This is a genomic window from Candidatus Pantoea communis, from assembly GCF_011752685.1.
GTDB lineage: Bacteria > Pseudomonadota > Gammaproteobacteria > Enterobacterales > Enterobacteriaceae > Pantoea > Pantoea communis.
Genome location: NZ_VWXC01000010.1, coordinates 139,301 through 157,796, shown reverse-complemented (window position 1 = coordinate 157,796; position 18,496 = coordinate 139,301). Strand labels below are relative to the sequence as shown.

Genomic DNA, 18,496 nt, shown 5'->3' with positions numbered 1-18,496 from the left:
CCTTAACAGAATGCGCCGATAAAAACCGTGGGAATGCCCCATTTGGGCAAATTTAGCGGAATCCCTGCAATAACTGTGCTAACGTCAATAAATTGTCCCTTGTTGAGAATGATTATGACGAAAAGCATCAAGATCCTGCTGCTGGCGGGACTCCTTGGCTTCTCCTCCACCAGTTTTGCCCTGAGCGAATCCGAAGCAGAAGATCTGGCCGATCTGACCGCGGTGTTTGTTTACCTGAAGAACGATTGTGGCTATCAGGATCTGCCCGATGCGCAAATTCGCAAAGCGCTGGTGTTTTTTGCCCAGCAGAACCGCTGGGATCTGAGCAATTACAGCAACTACAACATGAAGTCGCTCGGCGAAGAGAGTTACAAAGATTTGAGCGGTATCGCCATTACCAATGACAAGAAGTGTAAGTCGCTGGCGCGTGACTCGCTGAGTCTGCTCGCTTACGTCAAATAGCCCGCCATCCCGCTCTGCTGCTGAAGATTTGACCGTGCAACCACGGTCATATTTCGCTATGCTTTTTCCCCTAATTTCATGGCGATGACATTCGAGGAGAGCCCCATCATGGCCCAGAATGAAATGTGGTATGAGACGCTTCATGCCGGATTTGGACAGTATTTCACGGTAGATAAACTGCTATATCGCGACAAAACGGCGCATCAGGATCTGGTGATCTTTGAAAATGCCGCTTTTGGTCGTGTCATGGCGCTGGACGGTGTGGTGCAAACCACCGAGCGCGATGAGTTCATCTACCACGAAATGATGACCCACGTGCCAATCCTGGCGCACGGCAAGGCGAAACGCGTGCTGATCATTGGCGGTGGCGATGGCGCCATGCTGCGCGAGGTCTCACGTCACCAAACGATTGAACAGATCACCATGGTTGAGATCGATGCCGGCGTGGTGAGTTTTTGCAAGACGTATCTGCCCAATCACAGCGCCGGTGCCTACGACGATCCACGGCTGAATCTGGTGATTGATGATGGTGTGAATTTCGTCACCCAGACGCAAGAGAAGTTCGACGTCATTATTTCCGATTGCACCGATCCCATCGGTCCCGGTGAAAGTCTGTTTACCTCTGAATTCTATGCCGGCTGTAAACAGGCGCTAAATCCCGGCGGAATCTTTGTGGCACAGAACGGCGTCTGTTTCCTGCAGCAGGACGAAGCGATCAACAGCCATCGTAAACTTGGCCATTACTTCTCCGACGTCAGCTTTTATCAGGCGGCGATCCCCACCTATTACGGCGGCATTATGACGTTTGCCTGGGCAAGCGACAACGAGACGCTACGCCAGTGGGATGCAGACACCCTGCAATCACGCTTTGACGACGCGGGCCTGCGCTGCCGCTACTACAATCCCGCGATTCATGTCGGTAGCTTTGCCTTACCGCAATATCTGCTGAATGCCTTGTCGTGTGAGGAGTGACGAAATTGCAAAAGCTGAAACTACACGGCTTCAATAATCTGACGAAGAGCCTGAGTTTTTGTATTTACGATATTTGCTACGCCAACAGCGAAGCGGAGCGTGATGGCTACATCGCCTATATTGATGAGCAGTATAATGCGAATCGCCTCACCGAAATCCTGACTGAGACCTGCTCAATCATTGGTGCCAACGTGCTGAACATCGCGCGACAGGATTATGAACCGCAGGGTGCCAGCGTTACCATTCTGGTCAGCGAAGAGCCGATCAATCCGCAGGATATCGACAAATCTGAGCATCCGGGTCCTCTGCCCAATTCGGTGGTGGCACATCTGGATAAGAGCCATATTTGCGTGCACACCTATCCAGAAAGCCATCCTGAGGGGGGATTGTGCACCTTCCGCGCTGATATCGAAGTCTCCACCTGTGGGGTGATTTCGCCGCTTAAGGCGCTGAATTACCTGATTCACCAACTGGAATCGGACATCGTTACCATTGATTATCGCGTGCGTGGTTTTACCCGTGATGTGAATGGCTTAAAGCACTTTATCGATCACGAGATCAATTCGATTCAGAACTTTATGTCCGAGGATATGAAGTCGATGTACGACATGGTGGATGTGAACGTCTATCAGGAAAATATCTTTCACACCAAGATGTTACTGAAGGAATTTGACCTGAAATACTACCTGTTCAATACCAGGCCTGAAGAACTCAAACCGCAGGAGCACAAGCGCATCACCAATCTGCTGTGGAAAGAGATGCGTGAAATCTACTACGGCCGCAATATTCCGGCGACGGGATTGAAGCTATCGTAGTGGTCTGCGATTAACGGGTGCGCATCAATGGGCACCCTACGCAAGCAAGTGTCGGTGCAGGGCTAGCATTGGGTTAACCCTGTTGCTGAAGGGTCGCCTTTGATGGCGACCATGTTACATCAGGCTGTCAGCTGCAAACCAATGCCACGCTCACGCAACGCGCGACAAACTGCGTCGTCGAGACGCGCATCCGTCACCACATCGGTCAAACTATCAATCGGCGCGGCGCAGTACAGCGACCAGGAACCGTATTTACTGCTGTCCGCCAGCAAGATGCGGCGACGTGCATTCGCCAGCAGATCCATCTTCAGACCGGCTTTATCTTCCGTCGGCGTCGTGATCCCGCGTTCAATACTCCACGAGTTACAGCTAACGAACGCGATATCCGGATTGATGCTGCGCAGCAGGCGTCGGCCATGCTCCCCAATACAAGACTGACTGGAGTCATCAATACGACCACCAATAATGGTGGTTTCAATCTGCTTGAATTCAGACAGGAACAGCGCGATATGCAGGTCGGCGGTGATCACTCGCAGTTGCAGATGCGTGAGCTGGCGCGCCAGTTCCAGCATGGTGGTACCGGCATCCAGCACCACGGAGTCGCCCGACTGCACATAACTGGCGGCAAACTGCGCGATGGCCTGCTTCTCGGCCAGATTACGCTGCATTTTTTCCAGCGTGGTCGGCTGCGCAGGAATAAAACGATTGAGCGTCACTCCGCCATGGCTGCGGCTAATGACGCCTTCCTTGTCGAGCTTGATCAGATCGCGGCGGATCGTCGCCGGTGAAGCCGAGATCGCACTCACCAGCTGTTCTACAGTGACCAGATTATGACTTTTCAGGTAGTCCATAATCTGGTCGAGACGGCTTTGTCCCTTCATATTTCCCTATGCTAGCTGCATCGCGAGTTTAATGGAGATCGCCATGCTCGCAGAGTTCGCTTTACCTGTCCAGGCGATATCAAACGCCGTGCCGTGGTCCGCGGAAGTACGGATAAACGGCAGGCCAGCGGTGATATTGACGCCATCATAAAAACCTAACAATTTCAGAGGGATGTGCCCCTGATCGTGATACATCGCCACCACCATATCGTACTGACCTTGCTGGCACTGCAGGAACACGGTATCCGGCGGGCAAGGGCCATAAACATCAATGCCCTGCTCTTTCATCACTTTGATTGCCGGTGCTACGGTGGTGATCTCTTCGTCACCAAACAGGCCATTTTCGCCCGCATGCGGATTCACCCCAGCTACGGCAATGCGCGGCTTGTCGAAACCGACGCGGCGCAGGAAGGTATCCGCCATGCCGATCACCGTCTGGATACGGTCCCCATTCAGGGTGTCGAGGAACTTACGCAGCGCGATATGCGTCGTGACGTGGATCACCTTCAGATGATCGGTGTACAGCACCATGGCGTAGTTTTTGGTGTTAGTCAGTTGCGCCAGCAGTTCGGTGTGTCCCGGATAAATGTGCCCTGCTGAGTGCAGTGCTTCTTTATTGAGTGGAGCTGTCGCGATTGCGTGCACTTCCCCGGCCAGTGCCAGTTCGGTGGCGCGTTTCACACAGCGCCAGGCCAAATCACCGGCTTCTTTCTGCACCACACCCGGTTTTAATGCCTCTGGATTGGCCAGCGGTTCATCGATCACGTTGATGATGCCCGGTGCGAAATGCGCGTCTTTGACGTTATCCAGTACGCGTAATTCTGCCTGCGGCGTAATGTTCAATCCCATCACCCGACGCAGCGTGCTGGCACAGCCGACCACCACTGCCGGGATCCCCGCCAGGTCGCCTTCCGCTAACGCTTTAATGATGATCTCCGGGCTAATGCCCGCCGGATCGCCCATGGTCACCGCAATAATTTTATTCACTCGACTTCTCCTCAATGAAACGGATGGCTTCTATCAGGGTGTTTTCGTCACCAAAGCCACCCGCTTTGGTCATCACCGGCAGGTGTAATTCGCTATTTAGCAGAACCCCGTGCGGCACACAGCCCGCCACCAGGCCCTGAATCTGAAAACCACTGGCGCCGAGCGCTTGTGCGACGGCAATTGCCACGTCGCCGCCCGAAAGATACAACCCGGCAGGCAAGGCCTGGCGGCAAACGTTTTGGGTCAATTGGGCGAGGAAGTGGCAGATGCGTTCTCCCAGCTCCTGGCGTGACACCTGATGTTGCTGACACAGCTGTTCAATCTCATGGCGTTGCTCTGCATGCTGTGTGGTGCGCACTACGCAGTGTGCGCCGTCGCGTAAAGCCTGTTGCATCGCTTGCTGCCACTCGACAGCCTGCGGCCACGCGGGCTGAGCAAACAACTGACGAATATCAATATCGATAATGCGAATGTCACGTTGGGCCGCGAGGCGGGCGATTTGCTGCTGCGCGATGGCACTCATCGAACCCACCACGGCCAGCACCGGCCTGGCCGGACGCGCCGCCAGATATTCGCCCAATGCATCGCCTAATCCGGAAGCGCCTGCGAGTAAGGGTCGTACGGGTAAACTCGCCGCCGCCGCCACAATCAGCGCAATATCAGCATCCTGCTCGGCATCCAGCACCACTAAGCCCTGCCTACTGGCAAGCACCTGTGCCAGCTTGCCACTGCGCACCGTCGCCAGGTCCAGAGTTTCACCGGTCAGATCGCTTTGCATGTGCAGGCGGGTTAACACATGGCTACTGGTCACCGGGGTTTTCGGGTCGCTGGCAAATTCGGTGTCCGTCAGACGCTGCTGGTTGATCCACACTTCACCTTCACGCGTGGTACGGCCCAGTTTCGGCACAGCGGGCACCACCAGCGCTAAGGTTTTTCCGCTGGCGTGCAATGCGGCCTCAATCTCTGCGCCCGGATTGCCGCGCAGCGTGGAATCAATCTTTTTAAACAGCCAGCCATCCTGGGCAATCGCCTGATGCTGCTGTAATGCTAGCGTTGTACGATGCGCTGCTTCTGCTGCACTGACTGCACGGCTGTCGGTGCTGATGACCAGCACATCGGCGCTGCTGGCATCGTGGGCTGTAGTGCTATCAAACAGCACATGCACCTTTGCGCCTGCTCGCGCCAGTCCGCTACCGGCGTCGTTGGCACCGGTAAAATCATCCGCGATCACTAAGACGGGTGTTTTCCATGGCTGTGAAGTCATTCTCTTTCCTCTGCCGGCAGTTCGCCGTGTTGAGATTGATTATATTCAATCATGATTGATTATATGTGAGCAAGATCAAATTATTTGAAATCAATTTGTCCTATAAATTTAGGCACTGTAGTGACAGAACCCGCACTGAATGAGCAAAGTTAATCATTTAGTACGAAAAAACCGCGATAAGGGTATGAAATGAATATCAACAGCACCGTGATCAGTGGCTTCCAGGCGCTTAATGACCTCAGCTATTTACTGCAGAGTAAAGACAAAGCGCTTCTGGTCACCGACAAGAATATCGAAGGCATTCCAGCGGTTCAGTCGCTGATCGCGCAGCTGAAACAGCAGATCAGCAGTTTGAGCATCGTCAACAGCGTGCCGCCGGAGCCAAGCCAGCACGATGTCGCCGCCATTGTTGCCGCACTACCTTCTACCGACGTCGATCTGGTGATCGGCGTGGGCGGCGGCAGCGTGCTGGATGTCGCCAAACTGCTGTCGATTCTGTGCGTTGATGGCGCGCCGACACTGGATGCCCTGCTGGCCGGAGAGAAACCGCTGACCCGCACCACGTCACTGTTGATCCCGACCACCGCCGGTACCGGCTCCGAAGCCACGCCAAACGCAATCCTGGCGATCCCAGAGAAAGAGACCAAAGTCGGCATCATCACTCCGGTGATGCTGCCCGATTATGTCGCACTGGTGCCTGAACTGACCACCAGCATGCCGCCGCATATCGCCTCTTCCACTGGTATCGATGCACTGTGTCATCTGATCGAGTGCTTTACCGCCACCGTGTCCAATCCGGTGAGCGATAACTATGCGCTTATTGGCATGAAAAAGCTGTTTGCCAGCCTTGAGACCACGATTGCCGAACCGGGCAATCTGGAAGCGCGCCTGAATATGTTGTGGGCTTCTTATTACGGTGGCGCATCGATTGCCCACGCCGGTACCCATCTGGTGCATGCGATGTCCTATCCGCTGGGCGGCAAATATCATCTGCCGCACGGCGTGGCGAACGCCATTCTGCTGGCACCGTGCATGCGCTTTGTGCGCCCCGCCGCCGTGAGCAAATTCGCGCAGGCCTACGATCTGCTGCCGGACGCCGATGCCTCACTGGATGAAGAAGCCAAATCGCATGCGCTGGTGGAGTACTTTGCCGCGCTGGTGAAACGTCTCAAACTGCCTGCCAGTCTGGAAGAACTGGGTATCGGCCCGGATCACCTGCCGTATCTGGTTGATGCCGCGCTCGACGTGCAGCGACTGATGAAGAATGTACCGATGAAAGTGAGCGCCGATGACGTACGAAACGTCTACCTGACACTCTTTCCGGCTTTGAATCACTAAGGATTAATGAGGGCATCATGAGTAAGAAAATTCAGGGCGTATTAACCGCCATCGTCACCACCTTTGACAGTGAAGGTGCGTTTAATCCCGCGGCTCAGCGTCTGCAGGTGCAACGTCAGCTCAGCGCAGGCAACGGCATCTTCTGCGGTGGCACCAACGGTGAGTTCTTTGTGCTCAACGAGCAGGAGAAATTAGCGGTTACCGAAACCTGCGTCGATGAAGTGAATGGCGCTGCCCCCGTTGTGGCGCACATCGGTGAGATTTCTACCCGTGAAACCATCCGCCTCGGCAAACAAGTCGCCAAACTGGGCGTGGATGCGGTTTCGGTGATCACTCCGTATTTCGTGCCGCTGAAGCAGGAAGAGTTGATTGCCCACTACCGCACGGTAGCGGATGCGATTGAAGTGCCGCTGTATCTGTACAACATCCCTGCACGCACCGGCAACACTTTACAGCCAGAAACCGTGCGTGCGTTGGCTTCGCATCCCAACATCATCGGCATTAAAGACAGCGCGGGCAGCTATGAGAGCCTGAGCGGTTTCCTGAAGGCCGCTGAAGGCGTGGAAAACTTCAACGTGCTGACCGGCCCTGACTCGCTGATCCATCGTGGTTTTGTTGAAGGCTGCACCGCCTGTATTTCGGGTCTTGCCAACGTGGCACCGAAAGAGATCAACGCTATCTGGGCACGTTTCCACGCGGGCGATATTGAAGGTTCACGTCAGGCACAAGAGAACATCACCGGCCTGCGTACCGATCTCTACAGCGTCGGTTTCCCACCGGCCACCGTTAAGAAAGCTGTTTCACTGCTGGGTTCAGATGTGGGTAACAGCCGTTATGCGGTGAGCTTCTCTGCCGAAGAAGAGCAGAAGATCCGCCAGATCGTGAATCAGTACCTGCAGTAAAGACCGATTGGGCAGCGGTTGCTGCCCGTTCCAACACCAGGATTGGGAAACGCTATGAAAGTTATCTGTACTTCACCGTCTTTCGCCAAATACGACGCTGCGCCTATTGATGCGCTGGAACAGCAGGGTTTTGAGCTGATCACCCTGCCCGCCGATGCACCGCTTAGCGCGCTGGAGCCGCATCTGGCCGAGACCGTGGCGATGATCGTTGCCTTTACCGATGTGAATGAAGCACTGCTGGCAAAAGCACCTCAGCTGAAGATCGTGTGTAAGCATGGCGTGGGCGTCGACAACATCAATCTGGATGCCACCCGCGCACGCGGCATTTACGTCACCAATGTGCCGGATGCCAATAAACATGCCGTGGCTGACTTCGCGTTCGCGTTGATTCTGAATAGCGCACGCCAGATTACCCAGGCTGCAATTGAAACCCGTGCCGGTAACTGGCCGCGCATCTTTGCCACCGATGTATATGGCAAAACGCTGGGCATTATCGGCCTCGGGAATATCGGTAAACAGGTTGCGCTGCGTGCCAAAGGCTTCAACATGCGCGTGATTGCTTTCGACTTTTATCCGGATGAAAAATTTGCCGCCGAGCATGGCATCGAATTCGTCAGCCTCGATCAGCTGACCGAAAGCAGCGATTTCATCACCTTGCACAAGCCGCTCACCGATAAAACCCAGAATCTGTTCGATGCTGCGCGCATCAAGCGCATGAAGAAGAGTGCATTCCTGATCAATGCCTCACGCGGTGGCATCGTCAATGAGCAAGATCTGTATCAGGCACTGCTGGACAACGTCATCGCTGGCGCGGCCGCCGATGTGTTTGAGCAGGAACCGCTGGCGGAACATCCGCTGTTCACCCTCAGCAACTTTATCCCGACTTCGCATATCGCGGGTTACACCGACGGTGCCATCAGTGCCATTGGTGAACGTTGCGTCGCGCAGATTGTGCAGTGCATCAAACAGGGCGAGCGCCCGACAAATGTTATGAACGGGCTGGATTAATTTTCTCAAAACCCTACTTAATCCAAATTTTAATCCCCAGTCATTGGTGCTGACGCCAGCGACAAGGTCATCTGTCCCCCGAATGTGGGGTGGATGATTGCAGTCAACGCCGCGACAGCGCGAAGGACACCGGGAAGGTGAAAAAATATTATGAACAACACCTCTCGCTCTACCCGCATTCGTTGGTGGATTGCTGGCCTGATGTGGCTGGCGATCGCCATTAACTATATTGACCGTACCGTACTCTCTGCGGCTGCCCCGCATTTGATTAAAGAGCTCGACATCAACCCCGAGATGATGGGCTTTATCATGGCAGCGTTCTTCTGGTCTTACGCGCTGTTGCAGATCCCGGCAGGCTGGTTTGCCGATCGCTTCGGTCAGAAAAAAGGCCTCGGTATTGCAGTGGCCTGGTGGTCGATTGCCACCATGGCGATGGGCCTGGCAACAGGTTTTAAATCACTGCTGGCGCTGCGCTTAGCGCTCGGCGTCGGTGAAGCCGCTGCCTATCCGAGCAACGCCGGTATCACCGCGCGCTGGTTCCCGGATCGCGAACGTGCCACCGTTTCAGGCCTGTTCGACAGCGCCTCGAAGTTTGGTGGTGCCGTGGCCATGCCGCTGATCGTGTTTATGATCGCCATGTTCGACTGGCGCATCACCTTCCTGGTGATTGGTTCACTCGGTGTGTTCTGGGTAATCGCCTGGTACTTTATCTATGCGGAAAACCCGGAAGATCACAAATCGATCAGTCAGGATGAAGTGCGCTTTATCCGTAATGGCCAGGCGCAGAAACATGGCGACAAGAGCGTACGTCCGATGAAGTGGTACAAACTGCTGCGCTACCGCAATATCTGGGCAATGTGCATTGGCTTCTTCACCATCAACTACACCTCTTACTTCTTTATCACCTGGCTACCGACCTACCTGGTAAAAGATAAAGGCATGGATTTTCTTAAGATGGGGATGGTGGCTGCACTGCCGCTGATTTGCGGCATGGTGATTGAAGTGCTGGCCGGTTGGGCATCGGATCGCATGGTGCACAAAAAAGTGCTGTCACTGACCGCCACGCGCAAGCTGTTCCTGACTATTGGTCTGATGATGGCACTGTGTATCGGCTTCGCCCCGTTCACTGACTCGGTATTTATGACCGTGCTGTTGCTGTGTATCGCCAAATCGGGCACCACCGTTGCGGCTTCTCAGGTGTGGGCACTGCCTGGCGATGTGGCACCGCAGAACAGCGTGTCGATCGTGGCAGGCCTGCAAAACACCGTATCCAACATGGGCGGTGCGGTGGGGCCGATTATTACTGGTGCCATCGTCGGGGCGACAGGCCACTTCACCTGGGCGCTGGTGTTCTCTGCTGTATTAGTGGTTATCGGTATTCTTAACTACCTGTTCCTGATGGGCAAAGTCGAACCCATCGTGGATGAGGAACAGGCGCATCATCCACACTCCGTGGTAAGCGGCGCGTAAGTGCCAAACTCGCCGCATCGTCCTGATGCGGCGTTTCCCCTACAGAAAATAAAAAACAATTGGAGGCGACATGTCGCTGAATTCCAATGGATCACCTGCTGCAATTCAGGCAAGTAAAGCGAAAGGGAAATTTCGTTTCGTCATTCTCACGGTGCTGTCAGTCGGCATCGCCATCAACTATATCGATCGCGCCGCCATGAGTGTCGCCATGCCGTTTATGAGCCAGGAGCTGCACTTCTCGCCCACGGACAGCGGCTTATTACTCTCGGCATTTTTCTGGAGCTATGTGCTGTTCCAGCTACCCGGCGGCTGGCTGGTGGATAAACTCGGCCCGCGCATCACTTTTGCTGTCAGCAGCCTGGGCTGGAGTTTAGCCACCGCCGCCTGTGGCCTGGCCAGCTCCATCGCTGCTCTGGTGGGCTTCCGCTTTGTTTTAGGTGCCGTGGAAGCGCCCAGCTATCCCGCCAGTTCGTCGACGGTCACGCGCTGGTTCCCGCGTCAGGAGCGCAGCTTTGCCGCTGCCACCTTCAACAACGGCAGTAAGATCGGTGGCACGCTGGCGATCCCGATCATCTCTTTCCTGATCGCGCTGGTCGGCTGGCGTATGACATTTGTCATCTCCGGCGTGGTGGCGGTGGTGTGGGCGCTGGCATGGTACTTGTGGTATCGCGATCCGCGCGATCACAAAAGCGTCTCGCTTGAGGAAGTGGAATTCATCGAGGCCAACCAGGATCCACAAACCGGCGAGCCGATGAGTGTGCGCCAGTTGCTGGGCCAACGTGCCGTACAGGCGATGATGGCAGGCTTCTTCTGCATTAACTTTGTTTCCTACTTTTTCTTTACCTGGTTCCCAACCTATCTGGTGGAAACCTTCCATCTCTCACTGATGAAATTCGGCCTGCTCGGCATGCTGCCAGGGCTGGCAGCGATTGTTGGCGGCTGGTGCGGCGGGTTGCTGTCCGATTCACTGGTGCGTCGCGGCTACTCGCTGAGCGTGGCGCGCAAAATTCCGCTGGTGGGCGGCATGTTGGGTAGTGCCACCATCGGTCTGGCGGCATTTTCCCCAACTGTTGGCCTGGCGCTGGCGGCACTCTGCTTTGCCAACTTCGCCGCCACGTTTGCCTCTGCCGCGCTGTGGGCACTGCCGTCTGATGTCGCACCCAACCGCGCGAACGTCGCCACCATCGGCGGTATCCAGAACATGGCCGCCAATCTGGCCGGGATTATTTCGCCTATCCTGATCGGGGTGATCATGCAATACACCCACTCCTTTGTGATCCCACTGGAGATCGCCGGGGTGATCGGTGTCGTCGGAGCGCTGATTTACGCCTTCTGGCTGCCGCGTGTGCAGCCGATGGGCACCGAATCTGCCGCAGCACTGGAAGGCAACTTAAGGAGAGAAGTATGAATACTCGCTGGAAGCAACGCCCGGCGCACGCGACCTGGGGTGATTTTGGCCCCGACGATCAGCTCGGTCGATTGAATCTCCTGACCGCGCAAAAGGTGCTGGAAGGCGTAGCCGAAGTGAAAACCGGGCAAACGTTCTGCCTGAGTTTACCGCTCGACTTACCGGGCGGCACGGCGATGAACCCGCGCCGTCCGCCGCCGCAGCTCAATGCCACACGACGCGGCGAGCATGCCAATATGACCTATCCGTTATCGCGCGATAATCCACTGCTCACCGACGTGATTTGCGATGATACCGTGACGCTGGCGCTGCAATACTCAACGCAATGGGACAGCCTGGCGCATATGGGCCAGTGGTTTGATGTCAATGGCAACGGCGAGCCCGAGATGGTGTTCTACAACGGCTACAAAGCCAATGTCGATATCGTTGGGGAAACGGATTATCGCGGCGGCTGTGGCTGCGACCACGGCAGCCATTTGGGCGCGAAGAAACTCGGCATCGAAAATGTGGCGCAGCACGGCATGCAAGGCCGCGCGGTGATGATTGATATTAAACGTCACTTTGGCACCGAGCGGTTTGCCTTTGGTTATCAGCATCTGCAGCAGATTTTACAGGCGGATGGTATCGAGGTGCGCCAGGGCGATATGGTGTGTTTCCGCACCGGCATGGATGAAGCGATTCTGGCGATGCAGGGCGAGCCGGATATGACATTTTTAAACAGCCACTTTGCAGGTCTGGATGGCAGTGATGAGCAGCTGCGCAACTGGATCGTCGAGAGCGGCGTGGTGGCGCTGATCGCCGATAACCCAGCGGTAGAGATTTTACCGGCACGCCCAATGAACGATGATTTTTATCCGTCGCATCCGCTGCACGATCTCTGTCTGTTCCGGCTGGGAGTGTATCTCGGCGAACTGATGTTACTCAGTCCGCTGGCGGATTGGCTGGCGCAGCAACAGCGCCATGCGTTTCTGCTCACCGCCCCACCACTGCGGCTGCCTGGCGCGGTGGGGTCACCAGCAACACCGATTGCCACCGTTTGATGTTGGTATAAACGGAAGCACACTGTGGCCGTGGCAGGCGCGATACATGGCGCCGCTACGGCTCTTGCGCGTCTTAGGCAGATCTGGGGGGAAGGCCCATGCGCGCCTAAGGCAGCATAGCGGCTAAGGGAGGCCGAATACCATTGCGCGGCGTTGCGAGTATGACGCTCGCGACCCTGCAGGCGAAGGGTTGCGGTTATTTCCCCGCGATAAACTGCCGATAGGCTGCAATCACCGCAAGAAAATCTTCCACGCCGCAAAATGACAGACTCTCTTCGTCGTAATAGGTCATGCCCTCTTCCATGCCATCATCTTCCAGCGCCAGCTGGTTGGCTCGGATCATCACCTCTTCTTCATCCAGCCAGATGGTGTACTCATGTCCGACGCGCTGCCACTGATTGATAGTGCCTTTCACTGCCCGCGCGGCCGCTTCCACTTCATCCAGCAGGGCCAGATTATCGCTGGCCTCTTCATTGAACCAGTGCCCCACCGCTTCGTGGTCCATCGACATACGTACTTTGACCTGCCCGGTCAAATCACGCAGAAATTCATACTCCATGGGTTTGCCTCGTGTAGCTAATGGCGCGACGTGCAGCACCGGTTAGGTGCATTTTGTGCGTAGCGCGCTGAATAAAGTGGGATCGCGCTCGCATTATGCCAGAAGCCGCCGCTCAATAGGTGACGGTAACCGTCACGGTATCACTGTAGCTCCCGGCAGGCTGATTGGTTTGATCGGGATTCACCTTTGCGGAGTAGTTGATACTTTGCGCGACGCCGGTGCCGGTCTCACTCAGGTCATTACTGGGTGTCCATGCTGTGCCATCTGCCTGATATAACTGATACTGCAGCAGCGAAGAGCCGTTGCTCATTTGTCGCCAATCCCCACTGGTGGCGTTGCTGCTGGCAAGGTTAACGCTGTACGCCGCATTCAGCGTGCAGCGAATGGCCAGCGCCGATGAGACGCTGCTAAAACTGGCGGGCAGTGAAGCGCTGCCAAAGTCCAGATCGGGCGCGCTGTCGATGGCACAGTCATTGGTCACCTCAAACTGGATCTGGATGGTGGAAGTGGCCGTGCCGGTGGTATAGGTACATATCCCGAGAACGCCAACAAAACAGATACTGTAACTCCAGTTCAGCGTAATGGTGTCGGTATAGGTTCCCGCAGGCACATTGACGCCTGCGGTGCTTTTCAAATACAGCGGCAGTGAGCCATCACTGGCATTGAATAACCCCAGCAGACCCAGCAGTGAGGTCGAGCTCCAGGTTTTACTGCTGCCGATGCTGTAGGTGGTGCTGCACGCGCTGTCACCGCAAATCGTATAAGGGATATAACTGCCGGTGCTGCTGTTGTAAGCCTGTGGCGAGGTGCCGGATGCATTGGCTGAGCTGCTGATAGTGCCCGTCACGGTATTGGTGCTCAGCAGGGATAGTGCGCTGCCCGAACAGGTGAAGCCGGTACCGGTTTCAACTACCTGTGCGGTGCTGGCTAACGTAAAAGAGCTGACGCTGCCAAAGTCCGTACTGCTTGAGCTGGCTGTACAGGCCGCCCAGAGCGATCCGCTCCAACCGGACAGTAAGACAATCAGCGCCACTAGCACCCTTTTCATTGATGTTTCTCCTGATTTTCAGCCACAGCACACACCAGAGGCCCTGTGCGAAATTGTTCGCTGTTAATCGTCAGTGCATGTCGGCACTGTCCCGCCGGCAACGACACGCTGATTTCACTGTGCTCAGGCACATCGTCAAACCACGCCTGGCCGCCATATCCCATTTGGGTGGTTTGTCCACTGTGCATTTCCGTCACCAGGGTGCCCGGCGGTAAAGGGTGATGTTGCGCATCCACCAGCGTCAGCAGTAGCGGCCGGGTCTTGCGCAGCGGGAAATTCACCAGCGCACCACTCGCTTCACGCACCGATATGCGTTGCTCGACCTGCGGCGCATTGATATCCGCAGGCAAATTCAGCGGATCGATGGTCAGTTTGGCGGGATACCACGCGCTGACCCACGGCACCAGAATATGGCCCTGGCTATCGGTACTGCCCAACAGTTGGTTTTCATAGCGAACCGGTACGCCGCTGTAGCCAGAAGTACTGACCACGATAAAGGCATCATTAATTTTGCCGGTGGCAAACAACGCGTTATCCATCCACACCAATGCACCGCTGGCATCAAACCACTGCGTACGATCGCCCGAGGATCCGTACACGCCGCCGCTTAATACCGAGTAGCGGTTTTTCCACGTAACATCCGCCTGGCGATAGCCGTCGTTGTTTTGAGAGGCCGCCAGATTCCAGCCAATGCCACCGGACGCCGGTGCTGCACGGCTGTAGCTCAAGGTTTGCGCACGCTCGCCGTTGCTGTCACGCTGGCTGGAGAGGGATACCGATCCCGCCTGATCAAACGGAATCAGTAACTGGATTTGCGCCGCCATGCCGTGCTCGCCAAGGGTTTTATTCAGTGCCACGTGCACGCTGCTATTGCCCCACAGGCCACGGCTCCAGGATAAATTGGCTAAGCGAGTGCGCGTGCTGTCATGGGCGGTGATATCGAAATAACCGAGGCCAAAGGTGCCCGACATGCGACCAAAAGGTGCAACACTGAGCGTGGCTTGTTCTGCGCGGCGGCTGAGGCTCGCGCTGGTGTTGTAAACCGACAAGTCGCTGAATCCCGCGGTACGCTGAACGTGGCTGAGGCTGAGGCTAAAACGTGGGGCGTACCACGAATAACCGGCAGAATATTGCTGCCCAGCGCGATCAGCTTGAGACTGGCTGGCACTCAACGAAAGCGTGCCCAAACGCGCCACCGCTATATCCGCCCCCGCGCCCATCCGCGCCAGCCCTTCACGACCTTCACCCTGTAGCGCCAGCGTCAGATGATCATTCACGCCATAGCGATAAAAACCGCTGACGGCGGCGGCATCGTAATCGGCACTGCGAATGCCATAGTTTTGCCGCAATGCGCCTGCGCTAAAGTCAAAATCGCTCAATCCACTGCGCAGCAGTTGGTTAGAGACATAAAACGGAATGCTGGTTTCAACCTGCCGGCCCAGTGCATCGGTGGTGACGACGGTGGCTTCGCCTGCGCCGTTGATATAAGGCGTACTGGTCAGCGTCCAGGGACCTGCATTCAGACTGTTGCTACTGGTTTTATAGCCGTTGATAAACACATCCACACTACCGGGCACGGCAGCGTTGCCTGACCAGTTCAGCATCGGATAGGTGACTAAATCGGGTCGGACGGCAAAACTGCGGCTGATACGCAGCCCGCCTAATCGCACCGAATTGCTCCAGCTGAGTGAGTTGCTGATGACATCCCCCAACTGAAAACTCACCATGCGATCGACATCGCTGTATTTCCAGGTGGTGTCATAACGCAGATAGCCCGCGCGGCTGTCGCTATCTGCTTCTCCCTGCCAATACTGCCGCCAGGTGCCGGTATTCGACAGATAACCCGAGGTGGAAAAAAAACGTTGTTCCAGCCAAACCGCGCTGTAACGACTGGCGTCGGCGCTTTTTACGTTATAGGCATCGTAATTCAACAACATGCCGGGCGAGCTGATGGCCTGATACGCCGTTTGCGGCCTGTCGCTCAGCGTTTGCTTTGGCAACCAACTGTCCGGCACCTGCAGCTGTAATATCTGGTGCACACTGTCATAACTGACGTGGATCTGCGGCAGCACGCTGACATCCTGCGCACCCCTGGCCGTGGCCGGTAACTGCACGTTGTTACGCCGCAGCACTGCTGCATCCAGCAGATAATGTGCGTTATGCACCGTAACGGGCACGACACTGCCATCGTTACGGCCATTGACACTCAGTGTGAGCCACAGGGTGTAATCGTTTTGCTCACTCTTCAGTGCGCGCGGCGGAGGCAAACCGTCATACACTTCGGCATGGGCATCCATGATGCCGCACAACAGCAGGCCGGGTAACAGAGCCAGCCGGCGTGCACTTGTGAGCCTCATGGTGAGATCGCCACCACGGGACCGTTATCAGTGAGATGAGTGAACAGCGTACTGCCGATGGGCACTGTTTTCCCCGCAGGCAGGGGAAATTGCATGCTTTGTCCAGCCAGCACGTAACCCAAAAATCCTTTTGCCACGATCAACGATGCTTTACTGACATCCGCTTCTCTGCCCCAAAACACCTCACTTAAACGTGCATGGACCTTGCCTGCATTCCGAATGCGCAACAGTGTTTTTCCCTGCTCGGTCACCAGCTGCCAGCTCAGCTGTGGCTGGCTGGCGGAGGCGGGATCGCGCCGCACATCGCTGCGTGGCTGAGTCCAGACGCCTTTGCCATCGAGGAACAACGGCAGCACATAGCGCATCTGCAATCGCAGCCCGGCGCTGTTTTTCACCGCAGGCACGTCCGCGTTGGGTATCTCATCGAGGATGATGCGATAGGCTTGTTCGCCCTGCTCTGGCGGCGCAGCTATGCGGATCAGCCGAACCAGCTGGCGCTGTTGCGGCGGAATAGTGGTAAAGGGGGGACTGGCAACCACCTCACCCTGATCAGCGTATAGGTCGCGATACGCCTGCTGCTGCCAGGCTAAAATACGCACCTGCAAGCGCACTGGCTGGCTGCCACGGTTCTCTAACCACAACGCACTGCCGTGCTGGTCGGCTTCGATCACCTGGAAAATCGGCCAGACCAACACTGAACTGGCGGCATGCAACAGCGAACTCTGTAACGTAAACAGAGCAATCAGGAGCCATTTTTTCATCTTCAATAGGTCAGTGTGACCGTTACGGTGTCGCTATAAGTGCCAGAAGCGGGTAAGCCAGCCGTGGCAAACAAGCGTCCATAAACAGTGTAAGTTTGTGTGCTATCAGGAAATGACGACACGCTGTAGGCCAGGGAATCGCTGCCCCATACCGTGGTGTGTGCCGCATCCTGATAGAGCTGATACGCCAATGTTGCGCTGCCGTTGCTCAGGTATCGCGAGCTGGAACTTCCGCCATTTTCACCGTAGTCCAGTGCGAGAGTGATGGCCGTTCCCGGCGTGCAGGTCACCACAATCGAACCCGCACCACTGCTGCTCGCCACATCGACATTGCTGCTGATCGCCGACATCGTGCCAAAATCCAGCTTGCCGAAATCCGTGCTGCTACTGCTGCCCGAACTGCCAAACGCACAACCACTGGTAATTTCGGCGGTGACCTGAAAACTGTCGGTGGTGCTGCTGGCGAAACAGGGTAATGCACTCAGCAGCCAGCCAGCGGCGATAAGGTAGCGCGCCATGGCGCTATTACCAGGCGAGTGTCGCCGTTACGGTATCAACGTAAGTGCCTGAGGCTGGTGCCGTGGTGCTTTGGTCTGAAGGTAAAATACGACCGTAAATCGGCACATCCTGCGCGGTTCCGTCAGCAGAGAGGGACACACTGCCGTTCACGGCAATTTCCGTGCTACGGGAGGAGTCAGAATAGAGTCGATAAGGGATTAAAGTGGTACCGGAAGTCATGTTGCGCAGCGTACTGCTGCCATTTAATCCGCCATCTAAGGTTAGCGTAGGGGATAATCCACTGGTGCAGGTGACCGTGACACTGCTGCTGCCATCCGATCCCAATACGCTACCATCAATGATATTGGCCAAATCGGCGTAGGTACCGAAATTAATCGAACCCCAGTCATTGGTGGTGCCACTGGAGTCATTATTACCGACAGTGCAGCCATCACTGATGACCACCTGAATACCCACTTGCCCGGTCAGCGTACCTGCCGCTTGCACGGTTAAAGGTGAACTACAGATAACAGCCATCGATAAAGCACAGAATGCGGATTTGAATTCCATTTTTCCCCCACACAATTGCAATGGATAGATTTAGATAGCGATACCTGGAAATGATTAAACACTTTTACACTGTGATGCATTTTACAGCGCACACCCTTTATACAAGTGTTAAGAACTTATCATTTAATATCGCAGATTGAGTGCACTCAGCCGCTT

Annotated in this window: 18 protein-coding genes; 9 read left to right on the top strand and 9 right to left on the bottom strand. The window is 55.7% G+C overall.

The annotated features are described in order from the left end of the window. Positions 1–114 precede the first annotated feature (114 nt). The 3 genes from F3J37_RS14860 (at position 115) to speD (ending at position 2,249) form a co-directional block, all read left to right on the top strand. Complete coding sequence (locus F3J37_RS14860) at positions 115–462, top strand: YacC family pilotin-like protein (RefSeq protein ID WP_007888732.1); 348 nt, start codon at positions 115–117, stop codon at positions 460–462. Positions 463–570: 108 nt separating this feature from the next. Next, on the top strand, positions 571–1,434 hold the full coding sequence (gene speE / locus F3J37_RS14855) for a polyamine aminopropyltransferase (protein ID WP_166934092.1): 864 nt from the start codon (positions 571–573) through the stop codon (positions 1,432–1,434). 5 nt (positions 1,435–1,439) lie between these two features. Further along, positions 1,440–2,249, top strand: a complete 810-nt coding sequence (speD, locus tag F3J37_RS14850; RefSeq protein WP_166934090.1) for an adenosylmethionine decarboxylase — start codon at positions 1,440–1,442, stop codon at positions 2,247–2,249. Positions 2,250–2,368: 119 nt separating this feature from the next. Here speD and F3J37_RS14845 read toward each other — a convergent pair whose 3' ends face one another. From F3J37_RS14845 to dtnK, 3 genes are read right to left on the bottom strand one after another with little or no spacing between them, the layout of a single operon-like run. Then, positions 2,369–3,130, bottom strand: coding sequence for a DeoR/GlpR family DNA-binding transcription regulator (locus tag F3J37_RS14845; protein WP_034829581.1), 762 nt, complete (start codon positions 3,128–3,130; stop codon positions 2,369–2,371). A gap of 6 nt (positions 3,131–3,136) precedes the next feature. After that, positions 3,137–4,117 carry a D-threonate 4-phosphate dehydrogenase gene (locus F3J37_RS14840; RefSeq protein WP_034829583.1) on the bottom strand — a complete coding sequence of 327 codons (981 nt, stop codon included), beginning with the start codon at positions 4,115–4,117 and terminating at the stop codon, positions 3,137–3,139. Next, on the bottom strand, positions 4,110–5,381 hold the full coding sequence (gene dtnK / locus F3J37_RS14835; protein ID WP_166934088.1) for a D-threonate kinase: 1,272 nt from the start codon (positions 5,379–5,381) through the stop codon (positions 4,110–4,112). The genes F3J37_RS14840 and dtnK overlap by 8 nt, the downstream gene beginning before the upstream one ends. A 189-nt stretch (positions 5,382–5,570) precedes the next feature. Here dtnK and F3J37_RS14830 point away from each other — a divergent pair, with 189 nt between their 5' ends. From F3J37_RS14830 to F3J37_RS14805, 6 genes are all read left to right on the top strand, one after another. Continuing rightward, positions 5,571–6,719, top strand: a complete 1,149-nt coding sequence (locus F3J37_RS14830) for an iron-containing alcohol dehydrogenase (RefSeq protein WP_166934086.1) — start codon at positions 5,571–5,573, stop codon at positions 6,717–6,719. Positions 6,720–6,736: 17 nt separating this feature from the next. Next, on the top strand, positions 6,737–7,621 hold the full coding sequence (locus F3J37_RS14825) for a dihydrodipicolinate synthase family protein (protein WP_166934084.1): 885 nt from the start codon (positions 6,737–6,739) through the stop codon (positions 7,619–7,621). Between the two features lie 54 nt (positions 7,622–7,675). After that, positions 7,676–8,629: a phosphoglycerate dehydrogenase gene (locus F3J37_RS14820; protein ID WP_034829592.1), complete on the top strand. Its 954-nt coding sequence runs from the start codon at positions 7,676–7,678 to the stop codon at positions 8,627–8,629. 150 nt (positions 8,630–8,779) lie between these two features. Beyond that, the gene (locus F3J37_RS14815; RefSeq protein ID WP_034829595.1) at positions 8,780–10,099 is read left to right on the top strand and encodes an MFS transporter; all 1,320 of its coding nucleotides are present in this window, start codon (positions 8,780–8,782) and stop codon (positions 10,097–10,099) included. Positions 10,100–10,169: 70 nt separating this feature from the next. Beyond that, on the top strand, positions 10,170–11,507 hold the full coding sequence (locus F3J37_RS14810) for an MFS transporter (protein ID WP_166934082.1): 1,338 nt from the start codon (positions 10,170–10,172) through the stop codon (positions 11,505–11,507). Continuing rightward, positions 11,504–12,547: a cyclase family protein gene (locus F3J37_RS14805; RefSeq protein WP_058960880.1), complete on the top strand. Its 1,044-nt coding sequence runs from the start codon at positions 11,504–11,506 to the stop codon at positions 12,545–12,547. The genes F3J37_RS14810 and F3J37_RS14805 overlap by 4 nt, the downstream gene beginning before the upstream one ends. Before the next feature lie 196 nt (positions 12,548–12,743). Here the strand turns inward: F3J37_RS14805 and yacL are convergent, their stop codons facing one another. The 6 genes from yacL to F3J37_RS14775 form a co-directional block, all read right to left on the bottom strand. Beyond that, a complete protein-coding gene (gene yacL / locus F3J37_RS14800; protein WP_034829604.1) occupies positions 12,744–13,106 on the bottom strand; it encodes a protein YacL in 363 nt (120 codons plus the stop codon). A 112-nt stretch (positions 13,107–13,218) separates the two neighbouring features. Further along, on the bottom strand, positions 13,219–14,154 hold the full coding sequence (locus F3J37_RS14795; RefSeq protein ID WP_166934080.1) for a Csu type fimbrial protein: 936 nt from the start codon (positions 14,152–14,154) through the stop codon (positions 13,219–13,221). Beyond that, positions 14,151–16,511 (bottom strand): fimbria/pilus outer membrane usher protein, encoded by a 2,361-nt coding sequence (locus F3J37_RS14790; RefSeq protein WP_166934078.1) that lies wholly within the window; start codon positions 16,509–16,511, stop codon positions 14,151–14,153. The genes F3J37_RS14795 and F3J37_RS14790 overlap by 4 nt, the downstream gene beginning before the upstream one ends. After that, on the bottom strand, positions 16,508–17,272 hold the full coding sequence (locus F3J37_RS14785) for a fimbrial biogenesis chaperone (protein ID WP_166934076.1): 765 nt from the start codon (positions 17,270–17,272) through the stop codon (positions 16,508–16,510). Before F3J37_RS14785 ends, F3J37_RS14790 begins: the two co-directional genes overlap by 4 nt. A gap of 2 nt (positions 17,273–17,274) precedes the next feature. Then, complete coding sequence (locus tag F3J37_RS14780) at positions 17,275–17,790, bottom strand: Csu type fimbrial protein (protein ID WP_166934074.1); 516 nt, start codon at positions 17,788–17,790, stop codon at positions 17,275–17,277. 7 nt (positions 17,791–17,797) lie between these two features. Further along, the gene (locus F3J37_RS14775; protein ID WP_160833530.1) at positions 17,798–18,340 is read right to left on the bottom strand and encodes a Csu type fimbrial protein; all 543 of its coding nucleotides are present in this window, start codon (positions 18,338–18,340) and stop codon (positions 17,798–17,800) included. Positions 18,341–18,496 lie beyond the last annotated feature (156 nt).

What these genes read in the sequence shown, in the direction of transcription:
- F3J37_RS14860 (WP_007888732.1), top strand. Translation starts at nt 115, where the DNA reads ATGACGAAAAGCATCAAGATCCTGCTGCTGGCGGGACTCCTTGGCTTC.
- speE (WP_166934092.1), top strand. Translation starts at nt 571, where the DNA reads ATGGCCCAGAATGAAATGTGGTATGAGACGCTTCATGCCGGATTTGGA.
- F3J37_RS14845 (WP_034829581.1), bottom strand. Translation starts at nt 3,130, where the DNA reads ATGAAGGGACAAAGCCGTCTCGACCAGATTATGGACTACCTGAAAAGT.
- dtnK (WP_166934088.1), bottom strand. Translation starts at nt 5,381, where the DNA reads ATGACTTCACAGCCATGGAAAACACCCGTCTTAGTGATCGCGGATGAT.
- F3J37_RS14830 (WP_166934086.1), top strand. Translation starts at nt 5,571, where the DNA reads ATGAATATCAACAGCACCGTGATCAGTGGCTTCCAGGCGCTTAATGAC.
- F3J37_RS14825 (WP_166934084.1), top strand. Translation starts at nt 6,737, where the DNA reads ATGAGTAAGAAAATTCAGGGCGTATTAACCGCCATCGTCACCACCTTT.
- F3J37_RS14820 (WP_034829592.1), top strand. Translation starts at nt 7,676, where the DNA reads ATGAAAGTTATCTGTACTTCACCGTCTTTCGCCAAATACGACGCTGCG.
- F3J37_RS14815 (WP_034829595.1), top strand. Translation starts at nt 8,780, where the DNA reads ATGAACAACACCTCTCGCTCTACCCGCATTCGTTGGTGGATTGCTGGC.
- F3J37_RS14810 (WP_166934082.1), top strand. Translation starts at nt 10,170, where the DNA reads ATGTCGCTGAATTCCAATGGATCACCTGCTGCAATTCAGGCAAGTAAA.
- F3J37_RS14805 (WP_058960880.1), top strand. Translation starts at nt 11,504, where the DNA reads ATGAATACTCGCTGGAAGCAACGCCCGGCGCACGCGACCTGGGGTGAT.
- yacL (WP_034829604.1), bottom strand. Translation starts at nt 13,106, where the DNA reads ATGGAGTATGAATTTCTGCGTGATTTGACCGGGCAGGTCAAAGTACGT.
- F3J37_RS14795 (WP_166934080.1), bottom strand. Translation starts at nt 14,154, where the DNA reads ATGAAAAGGGTGCTAGTGGCGCTGATTGTCTTACTGTCCGGTTGGAGC.
- F3J37_RS14790 (WP_166934078.1), bottom strand. Translation starts at nt 16,511, where the DNA reads ATGAGGCTCACAAGTGCACGCCGGCTGGCTCTGTTACCCGGCCTGCTG.
- F3J37_RS14785 (WP_166934076.1), bottom strand. Translation starts at nt 17,272, where the DNA reads ATGAAAAAATGGCTCCTGATTGCTCTGTTTACGTTACAGAGTTCGCTG.
- F3J37_RS14780 (WP_166934074.1), bottom strand. Translation starts at nt 17,790, where the DNA reads ATGGCGCGCTACCTTATCGCCGCTGGCTGGCTGCTGAGTGCATTACCC.
- F3J37_RS14775 (WP_160833530.1), bottom strand. Translation starts at nt 18,340, where the DNA reads ATGGAATTCAAATCCGCATTCTGTGCTTTATCGATGGCTGTTATCTGT.